The following is a 10,389-nucleotide window of genomic DNA, read 5'->3' on the forward strand; positions in this document are numbered from 1 at the left end:
CCTCAGTATTTATCAATCAAGTAGGTAAAAATATCAATTTTAGTTTATCATTATTTATATATTACACGCTATTTGAACAAGGATAGACAATGAGTTTTGTGGCTATTGATGTAGAAACTGCCAACTCAGACGTCGGCTCTATTTGCCAAATAGGTATGGCAAAGTATATTAAAGGTAAATTGATAGATACCTACTGTATCCTTATCAGACCACAGTCTAGCTTTAGTCGAATAAATATAGATATTCATGGCATCGATACTAAGCAAGTGAAAGATGCTCCTTCTGTATTTGATATTTATGGTCATATCATTCAATTTGTTGGTAACAATATTGTGGTTAGTTATACCAATTTTGATCAAAGAGCGATAACGAAGTGCTTATCAGATCATAATTTGCCACTGCCGTCTTGGCAATGGGTGGATGCATCTGTCAAGGTACGTGATACTTGCCAGCGGTTTAGTACATCAGGATATAATCTTGCTAATGTATGTAAAGAATGGCGGTATGCTTTTGATCATCATGATGCACTAGAAGATGCTAAAGCGTGTGGGTTTGTGACAACGACTATTCTTAGAGAGAATAATGCTTCAATCATGGATTGGTTAACAGATCAGCCATCTCATCCTAAAAATAGTAATAGTACGCAGCGCTTTACTCAAAACCGCTCTACAGAAGGTAATGAGGAAGGGCGGTTTTTTGGGTTAAATATTTGTTTTACAGGAGAGCTATCTATAAAACACGTAGAAATTATCGATATCGCAGCAAGGCAAGGTTTTCATGTCAAGGCTGGTGTGTCTAAAAAGCTCAACTATTTAGTCGTGGGTACACCAGACTTAACATTATTGAATGGACATGATAAAAGTAGTAAACAGCGTAAATCAGAGACGCTGATTGCAGAAGGTATCGACATCAATATTATTACAGAGCATGATTTTCTTAAAATGCTTAAACTCTAGTCGTTCTATCCGCCTCTTTTATATAGCTTTCTTAGAATAGGTTTTATAGGTAATGAAAAATTTTATCGAAAATGTTGTGGCGCTATTCAAAGAGAAGTATGATGCCAAAAGTAATGAGGTGAAAACTCATCTTATAGACTTGCCACCTGATATAAAGCCATCTGCAGGGGCGCAAGTTAGTCATAATGATCAAAACCGTACAAATAGGCACCATTACAAAGGTATTGATAAAAATAGTTTTGATGACAATTATGTTGACAGCGATGACTTGGATAATGTGGACAGCCTTGCTACTTTTATTCTCTCATCGGAGAGGTCAAAGGAATGCAGTATCTCCTCCAATCATACAAAGGGTCGCTGGGTAACCAAGTATGAGTCTATAACCATTCATAATCGCACTATTGAACAAGGTTTTTTCTATTTCGGCGGGCAGCTTGAGACTTTAGTGGGTTATGGTACTGAGCCCTCATTAATAGATGAGCGTTTATCAGTAAGTCCGCCATCAGCTATAAATAGTATGGCAACTATTTATAGTGATGAGTCGCTGGGTTACTGGCCAACTTATGGACAGCTTTCAGCTTTATGCCGTGGTATTTATTTAGACTGGTTAGCGTCTGATCGTACAAATCCCCATACGCCCATCGGCTATGTGTTTATCTACTTTAATGGGCTTGAGCGCAGAGTCATTGAAAGTATTAGTATAGACAATGTGTCTGATGATGAGTTTATTGCTATTTATAACGAAGCTTTTCGTCTGCATAATATTTATGGCAAGCAGTCATCATTTCACAACTATTCTGTCCATTTTTTAGAATTTATGGCACTTGTGCGCTCGCCACTATTTGAAGAACGATTACAAGCACACCAGGTTTACCCGCCGCCTGCCAGTAGTCGCAACCTAACCTTTAAAATGCAATTAGCAAAAACGGTAACCTTAAATCTGCCAATTCCTGCCACTTTAGCATGGGAGTGGCTCATTTTTTCTAATGAATATAACTTTAGGACGCCTGCAAGGCGCTGTGAGTCAGAATTCAAAGATCTGTTCGATATTTTATATCAAGAAGCTTATCCAAATGGATTCACCGTTTCTCCCAATAAAACCAAGCTAACGTTAAATTATAACGCTGCCAGCCGCTCAATTGGTTATGTTGATCTGACGCTTGATGATCTACAAGATCCTAGTATATTAAAAGCGCCCATCAAAAAACTGATTACTGTTGCCGAACAATGTAATGATGCTTTAGACGCCTATAGTCGTTATTTAGGTCGTGATAGTAATGATAAAACAGATATAGATGCTATTTTATTACTACCAAAAGCGCTTATTCAGCAGCAAGCCTATCAAGAAAAATACCCAGTAATACAAAAATTTAAAGCATGGGCAAAATCTGTTATTCAAAATGATGAAGGTCTGACGACGGCTAAAGAATTATGTGGGTATTTGGATGAGCGGTCGTCGCATAAGATGCCTAAAACATTTACCAAAAAGCATAATGAAATTATTACAAGTTTAGCTGAGTTAGCAGGCTTTGGTATTGTGCCAGACCAACGATACCATCAGACCAGTTTTAAACCAGATGGATATGTGATTCTATTTGATAGCGGTCATGGACAAGACTTTGAGCCGAGCACCTCATTTCATCAAATCAGTTTAGCACTTAGATTGGGTGGCATGGTTGCAACCATTAATGGCTATGTTGATAAAAGAGAGGTAGATACGCTACTGGCGATTATTGAGCAAGACACTCAGCTTACTACTATTGAAAAAGCGTCATTAAAGGCTTATCTGTTATGGCGCTTAAATAGCCCTGCTAATATGTCAGGTCTAAAGGCAAAGCTAGCAGTACTTGATGACAAGCACATTAGCTTTATCAGTCGCTTTATTATCTCCGTTGCTTTAGCTAATGGTAATGTCGAACCCAGTCAAATCAAACAAATTGAAAAGCTGTATCAGGCCTTAGGGCTCGATAAAAATGCGGTCGTTAATGATATTCATCACTTAACTAGCGCTAAAAAGATAATGCCAACGTTCAGTAATGAGGCACAGCTTAAGAATAGTAATGAGCAAGGTATGGGTGCTAACGGTGATATTTCCAATCATAATAGTAAGACGTATATTTTTAATGCTGAGTTATTAGCCTTGTATGAAAGCGAGACCGGCGATGCTAAAGCAATGCTGGCGAGCATTTTTGCAGTAGATGATGACGATATGGAAAGCGATTATGAGTCACAACCAAATGAACAAGTAGATAACTGTAGTGAAGTTGATGTGATTAACGAGTCTGTTGTTAAAGGTTTAGATACTATTCATAGTCAGCTTTATCAGCAACTGATTAGTAAAGAGGTATGGCAACGAGAAGAAGCTGAGGTTCTGTGTGGGTCACTAAATTTGATGATAAATGGTGCTATCGAGACCATCAATGATTGGGCGTATGATAATGTCGATGCACCAGTATTAGAAGAAAATGATGAAGTAATAATTGACTTTGAGATTGTCGAAGAATTAAAGGCATTGTACTAAAAATAAGAATCAATAATAGAGCTATCAAGGATAAATAATGACCGGTAAAAAAATTAGAGCAAAAGAGCGCGATGCTATCATTCAGTCGCTCAAGGCAGGAGTCACACCTAAGGTTGGTATTCAGCACATCCAAGTAGGACGTATCAATGAGCTTAGAGCGCTAATAAGTGATATTGAGCGCGTCGCTGATGGTGGCTCGGCGTTTCGTCTTATTATTGGCGAGTATGGTTCAGGTAAGACCTTTTTTTTGAGTGTGGTAAGGGCAATTGCGCTTGAGCGTAAGCTGGTTACTGTTAATGCTGATTTATCACCTGATAGACGTATTCAAGCATCGTCAGGACAAGCAAGAAACTTATATTCTGAGCTTATGCGCAATCTATCTACTCGTAATAAACCGGATGGTAATGGTTTAGCCAGTGTAGTCGAACGTTTCATTACTGAAGCCCGTAAACAAGCGGATAGTACAGGTGAGGCAATTAGCGATGTTATCCAAGACAAGTTAGCTGAATTGACAGAATTGGTTGGCGGTTACGACTTTGCTAAAGTTATTGAAGCTTATTGGCGAGGTCATGAAGAAGATAATGATGAGTTAAAGGTCAATGCGATTCGATGGTTGCGTGCAGAGTACTCAGCTAAGACTGATGCAAGGCGCGATTTAGGTGTGCGTACTATCATATCTGACGCGTCTTTTTATGATGCACTCAAAATCATGAGTCTATTCGTACGGCAAGCAGGCTATCAAGGTTTGTTAGTCAATCTCGATGAGATGGTCAACTTGTATAAGCTTAATAGCACACAAGCACGCCAAGCCAATTATGAGCAGATTCTACGTATTCTAAATGACTGTTTGCAAGGTACTGCTGAGCATCTAGGATTTTTGTTAGGCGGTACGCCTGAGTTCTTACTTGATCCGCGTAAAGGATTGTATAGCTATGATGCCTTGCAAACGCGCTTAGCAGATAATAGCTTTGCTAAGCAGGCAGGCGTGATCGACTATTCGTCGCCTGCACTGCATTTAGCAAGTCTTACACCAGAAGAGCTATATATTTTACTGAAAAACCTACGTCATGTTTATGCAGGTGGTGACGAAGCAGAATATCTAGTACCTGATGAGTCCTTGCAAGCTTTTTTACAGCATTGCAGTCAAACGATAGGTGATGCTTATTTTAGAACACCTCGTAATACCATTAAAGCATTTTTGGATATGTTAGCTGTCATTGATCAAAATCCAGCTATTTCGTGGGATCAACTTATTAACTCAGTATCTATTGACCCTGAAATGCCCTCTGATATGGATATTGATATGAGTAGTATCGATGAGGAAGACGAACTTGCCGATTTTAGGTTATAGGTCAATAATAATTTTAACAAAAAATATGAGAAACTACCTTTGAGAGATGCTCATCTCCAGCTCGACTTCCGTATACAGCGTTGGATATTTAACCAAGGTTGGAGTGGATTGCGTGAAGTGCAGGCTAAGGCTATTGCACCAATTTTGTCTGGAAAAACCGACGTACTTATTAGTGCGGCGACTGCTGCCGGCAAAACTGAAGCGTTCTTTTTACCAGCATGTAGCGCCCTTGTTAAGTCAGACGATGGTCAGAATGTAGGACTATATAAAAAAGAAGGGCGGGGCAACGGAGTAGGCATCCTATATATTAGCCCACTGAAAGCGCTAATTAATGATCAATATCGGAGGCTTGAGAGTCTAGCAGAGTTGCTTGATATGCAAGTGACGCCATGGCATGGCGATAGCCCACAGAGTAAAAAGAATAAACAAAAAAAGTCGCCATCAGGAATTATTTTGATTACGCCTGAGTCGCTTGAATCTTTATTGATTCGGGATGCAGGTTGGGTCAAACAAGCTTTTAGTAGCCTAAAATATATTGTGATTGATGAGTTTCATGCTTTTTTGGGTAGCGAGCGTGGTCAGCATTTATTATCTCTTTTGACGCGGCTTGAGCATGTCACTGAACGTTTAAATTCACCTATTCCGAGAGTAGCGCTGAGTGCAACGTTGGGAGATCTGAAAAGCGTACCGCAGTCATTAAGGCCTAATCAGTCACTACCTTGCGTCATTATTGAAGATGATGACGCAAAGGCTAGTATTAAAGTACAAGTAAAAGGTTACATAGAGCCTAGTCAATTAGCACTTGAGTCAGGTTCTAAAAAGAATAGTATTGCAAGTTCTGACTCTCAAAATATTGGTATTCAGTATCCTTATACTGCCGAGGCGCAAGTTTGTTCGGACTTGTACCGATTATGCCGGGGCGGTAGTCATCTAATATTTGCTAATAGCCGTAGACGTACGGAGATGATAGCGACAGAGCTTAGTGATTTGTGTGATTATAATATCGTGCCTAATGAGTTCTTCCCTCATCACGGCTCATTGTCAAAAGAGCTTAGAGAAAGCTTGGAAACACGATTACAGAAAGAAGCGTTGCCGACTACCGCCGTGTGTACTATGACCTTAGAGCTAGGGATTGATATTGGTAAGGTTGATACTGTAGTGCAAGTGACGGCTCCGCACTCTGTAGCCAGTCTTAGGCAACGGCTTGGGCGTTCGGGTAGGCGTGGTGGTTCGGCAGTACTTAGAATGTTGATTACTGAAAAAGAGATTGATAAAGATACCAGTCTCATTGACAAGCTACGTCTTGAATTAATCCAGTCATTTGCAATGATAAGACTGTTGATTGTTGATAAGTGGTTTGAACCTGCCGATACGTCGTTATATCACTTCTCAACGCTATTGCATCAGGTGCTAGCGACTATCGGTCAATGGGGCGGTATTCGTGCCGACCAGCTTTATATACTGTTATGTAGACAAGGACCCTTTCAACAAATACAACCAGCGCACTTTAAGTCTCTACTTAGTCAAATGGGAGAGTTGCAGCTACTTACTCAGCTTGGTAATAATCAATTGGTGTTAGGTGTTGTCGGTGAGCGTATTGTTAGTCATTATACTTTTTATGCAGTCTTTAAGACGCCAGAAGAATACCGTATCGTAACTGGTAATAGAACGCTTGGCACTTTACCAATTGAGACCATGTTGTTACCTGAGCAATATATTATTTTTGGGGGTAAACGCTGGCAAGTCAAAAATATTGACATGGATAAAAAAGTAGTTGATGTTATCTCTGTCAAAGGTGGTGGCAAGCCTCCAACTTTTGGTGGCGGTAGTATGTCGATACATGACCGAGTACGCCAAGAGATGTATGAGGTATTAAGTAACGGTGATTACCGTATTCAAGTTGGTGAGCAACATTTAGATTTTGCTGATAAAACGGCAAGACAATTATTTTCAGAAAGTATTGATACTTTTAATAGGTATGATTTAAGTAATCAGCCTGTTGTAGACAAAGATGGAAATAGTTATATATTTATGTGGCGTGGAGATAAAATTGTAAATACCTTAACGGCGTTGCTTATACGAGATGACTTCACTGTTGAAGCATATGCAGGTGTTATTTGTGTTAATAAGATTGATTCGGTTCAGGTTTGTCAATTTTTACAGAAGCTTGCCAATCAGGTATTACCTACAGCAACTGAGCTTGCTGAAACTGTACCTTTTAAGATGACCGAAAAGTTTGATGAGTACTTACCTGATGATTTGCTCAATATTGGTTACGGTGCACAAGCGTTTGATATTATTGGGTTGAAAAAGTGGCTGGAGGACTTCAAAAAAACAGACTTAGGATTATGATGTGAGTTTGATAGTAAGTTTTTTAGCTACCCATTTTAATAAAATATACTTCGATGAAACTAAGCTATGCTGATAATCCTGTAGAAACTAACTTGGGAAATTTTAATCACAGAACTTGATAATAATGACCAATGCTGTATATCTCATAGTCATTAACTTTACATAAGGTACTAGTAGTTCTATGCCTGTATAGGAAAGTCACTCCAATTAAGGCACCTTAATAATTATTACCTCATTCAGTGATTTAGGTTCCTTAGGGAAAACTTGAATATTCAACTATGCACTATATACACCAGTAGATACAGCTATTAAAATTGTGGCAGTTTCCTTCTAGGTGTACATGAAGCCAGCTTTCCGAATATAAACATTAACTAAGGGCTTTTTACTAAAAAAATTATGGTAAATGCTGTATTTACATCAAAGATCGATTTCTGGTTAGCGTTTTTAATATTAGGTTCTAGCTTACTACTCATTTTGGTACCTGTATGGGAATGGATGTATAACAATAGTTCTATCAAAAGAATACTGTTTATTAGTCTTTTTACCATGCCAGGTGCAATATTGCTCTTGTTAATATTTTTCAACGTAAAGTACAGTTTGTCAGATGACGAACTGTTTGTGAAGAATGGTTTTTCTACTCAGAGCATCCCATTGAAAGACATTATCTATATCATTCCTACCAACAGTATGTTGTCTGCTCCAGCCCTATCTTTAGATCGAATTGAGATAAGATATGAAGGGGGGAGTATAGTGATATCACCAAAAGACAAAGAGGGGTTTTATCATGCAATACAAGAACGTGTTCCTGCATTAGAGACCGATGGTGATGATGGCTTGATAAGGAATTAGCTAATAGTTCGATGCGTTTAAAAGCATCGAACAGCAGTGTTAGATATAACCTTGATAAAAAATGAGCAGCATAGGTGAGGGTTTACTATTTATAACATGCCGCTATACATGGTATGCAATTCAATGGCACTTAGCTTTTCGCGTAGTGCGCTCATTTGCAATTCGCAGTCCTTGTAGTACTCTACTTTATGTTTCTCTGTTTCCTCTAAGCTTTTTTGATAAGTAAAATCATCCCATAGGGTTAGACAGTTTGTAATCAACTTGAGATCATTTAGTGATAGATTTTTATACTTACCCAAATCATGTGTCTTGATTTTTGAACGTAATTCAAAGAGTCCTAAATTACTGTCTTGGTGATATTTTTTAATGAGTTCATCCGTGGATCCCATGCTACTCTTATCGTTTTCTTTCATCGCAATCCTCACACCATTATCAATCAGACTCCGTTCATACACTGTCAAATCAAGATGGGCGTTCATTCATTCTTCTCACTTTTGGATTTAAGGGGGGTTTTCATTATAAAATGAGAAAACCCGTCATACTGTCAAAGTAGCAATATTAGCACAATTCTTACTGATTCCTTCTTGGTTAGAATGACTCAATCATTATTTATATCAATAGATTATACTTCTAATTCTCCAGTATAAACTTGAAGTGAGTCTCTGAATCCCTCATACATTGCAAAGCACTTTAACTGCCTAGCTTATTTACAGCACACTCTCTTTATAATTGACCTTTCAAGCTAATTTGACTGCTAGTCAAATTTAGTACCAAACAATATTGAATGACGTTTGAGGCATGAGGGCTTCGCTTTTGATATGAAAATATTTTGTACTTTTTGAAACTGACTATCTAAAGCAACACCATTTGAACGAATAATATTACCTATTAAAAAGCCTCTGTCATAAATATAGACAATGCCTTTATCTTTATCCCAATAGGTCACTCCTTCAGGCAGTATAGGCGTAGAAAACATGCCATCACTTGACTCTATTAATAAACAACCCTCTATTACAACCAATCGTCCACCGACCCCCATATCTAACTGGGGTTCCTCAGGATCAAAAGGGTATGTAAATATATCTGCATATGTCGGTGTTAATATATTCGAGATATCCTCTATTTCAGTCTTCAGGACTTTATTCTCACTAGCGGTCTTATTGATCGTGTTTTTTGAAGGTGTCATACAACCTGACATTAAGATTGCTACAAATACGATTGAGCATGTTTTAAGCTTATAGCTGTCCTTATATACTGTATTCATTTGAATTATTACCCTTAAATTTATTAGCATATGTTTACTAAATCAGCCTAAACCCTTGTATATAATCAGGACATCATCCGAATTATAAAGAGGTACAACGCCGTGAAAAATCGTAACCAATACGTCTATAAAAAGCCTGCAATTAAATTCAGCGTCGGTACGCTTGCTTTAGGCAGTTTACTGGCAATTGCGGGTTGTAATAATAGCTTGGTTGATAATCAACCGATAAAACAGACAAATAGCAAACCCATAGTCGTAAAGACTGACACCCCTTCGATCTCAAAGACTGATAAGAACTATATCGCTGCTGACGACTCTGCTTCAACACCTGAAGGTGTCAAACAAGTCGTCGATGCCAACAATCAATTTGCTATAGATTTATATCAGCAGATAAATAAGCAACCTGCACAATCAGATAAAAACATCTTCTTCTCGCCCTATAGCTTGTCTACGGCGATGGCCATGCTCTTTGCCGCAGCAGAGGGTGAAACTAAACAGCAAATTCAGAAGACCTTTCATTATCCAGCACCAGCTATCCTTAACCCCAATAGTGCAGCACTCTACAATCAATTCAATAAACCCAATCCAAACTATGACTTAAGCACGGTTAATGACTTATGGATGCGTCAAGGCTTGAGTCCCAATCAAAGTTATTTGGATACCGTAAAACGCTATTATGGCGGTCAAGTCACCAATCTTGATTTTGCGAGCCGTCCCGAGCCATCACGTAAGACTATCAATGAGACTATTTCTAATCATACCAAGCAGATGATTCCTGAACTACTGCCAGAAGGGAGTATCAAGTCATCTACCGCTGCTGTACTAACCAATGCCGTTTATTTTAAAAGCGAATGGGCACAACCTCTAGGTCTACGAGGTAGTACTCAACCCTTTTATAACCTCAATGGCACAATCACCGATACGAATTTTATGTATAGCATAGAAAACTCTAATTACACGGAAGATGAGCAAGTACAAGTGGTAGAGCTGCCTTATAAAAGCGATGACCTGTCGATGCTGATCGTCTTGCCAAAATCAAAAGAAGCCGCTGCTATGCAGGCATTGGTTAAGAATTTGGTGGTGTTTCAAAAAGTAT

At 38.6% G+C, this 10,389-nt stretch carries 8 protein-coding genes; 6 read left to right on the forward strand and 2 right to left on the reverse strand.

The window, feature by feature from the left end; all coding sequences use genetic code 11:
• The first annotated feature begins 89 nt into the window (after positions 1–89).
• The 5 genes from B2866_RS02160 (at position 90) to B2866_RS02180 (ending at position 8,029) form a co-directional block, all read left to right on the forward strand.
• Positions 90–956, forward strand: a complete 867-nt coding sequence (locus tag B2866_RS02160) for an exonuclease domain-containing protein (RefSeq protein ID WP_296190222.1) — start codon at positions 90–92, stop codon at positions 954–956.
• 52 nt (positions 957–1,008) lie between these two features.
• The gene (locus B2866_RS02165; protein ID WP_296190225.1) at positions 1,009–3,477 is read left to right on the forward strand and encodes a TerB N-terminal domain-containing protein; all 2,469 of its coding nucleotides are present in this window, start codon (positions 1,009–1,011) and stop codon (positions 3,475–3,477) included.
• A gap of 37 nt (positions 3,478–3,514) precedes the next feature.
• Positions 3,515–4,828 carry an ATP-binding protein gene (locus B2866_RS02170; protein WP_296190228.1) on the forward strand — a complete coding sequence of 438 codons (1,314 nt, stop codon included), beginning with the start codon at positions 3,515–3,517 and terminating at the stop codon, positions 4,826–4,828.
• A 39-nt stretch (positions 4,829–4,867) separates the two neighbouring features.
• Positions 4,868–7,180 (forward strand): DEAD/DEAH box helicase, encoded by a 2,313-nt coding sequence (locus tag B2866_RS02175; RefSeq protein WP_296190232.1) that lies wholly within the window; start codon positions 4,868–4,870, stop codon positions 7,178–7,180.
• Between the two features lie 396 nt (positions 7,181–7,576).
• A complete protein-coding gene (locus B2866_RS02180; RefSeq protein ID WP_296190235.1) occupies positions 7,577–8,029 on the forward strand; it encodes a PH domain-containing protein in 453 nt (150 codons plus the stop codon).
• Positions 8,030–8,118: 89 nt separating this feature from the next.
• Here the strand turns inward: B2866_RS02180 and B2866_RS02185 are convergent, their stop codons facing one another.
• Complete coding sequence (locus B2866_RS02185; RefSeq protein WP_296190238.1) at positions 8,119–8,508, reverse strand: hypothetical protein; 390 nt, start codon at positions 8,506–8,508, stop codon at positions 8,119–8,121.
• A 275-nt stretch (positions 8,509–8,783) separates the two neighbouring features.
• A complete protein-coding gene (locus tag B2866_RS02190) occupies positions 8,784–9,293 on the reverse strand; it encodes a hypothetical protein (protein ID WP_296190240.1) in 510 nt (169 codons plus the stop codon).
• A 102-nt stretch (positions 9,294–9,395) separates the two neighbouring features.
• On the opposite strand from B2866_RS02190, the gene B2866_RS02195 reads away from it, so the two are divergent.
• A partial coding sequence (locus tag B2866_RS02195) for a serpin family protein (RefSeq protein WP_296190243.1) occupies positions 9,396–10,389 on the forward strand: 994 nt, incomplete at its 3' end.

The organism is Psychrobacter sp. UBA3483, assembly GCF_002377905.1.
Lineage (GTDB): Bacteria > Pseudomonadota > Gammaproteobacteria > Pseudomonadales > Moraxellaceae > Psychrobacter.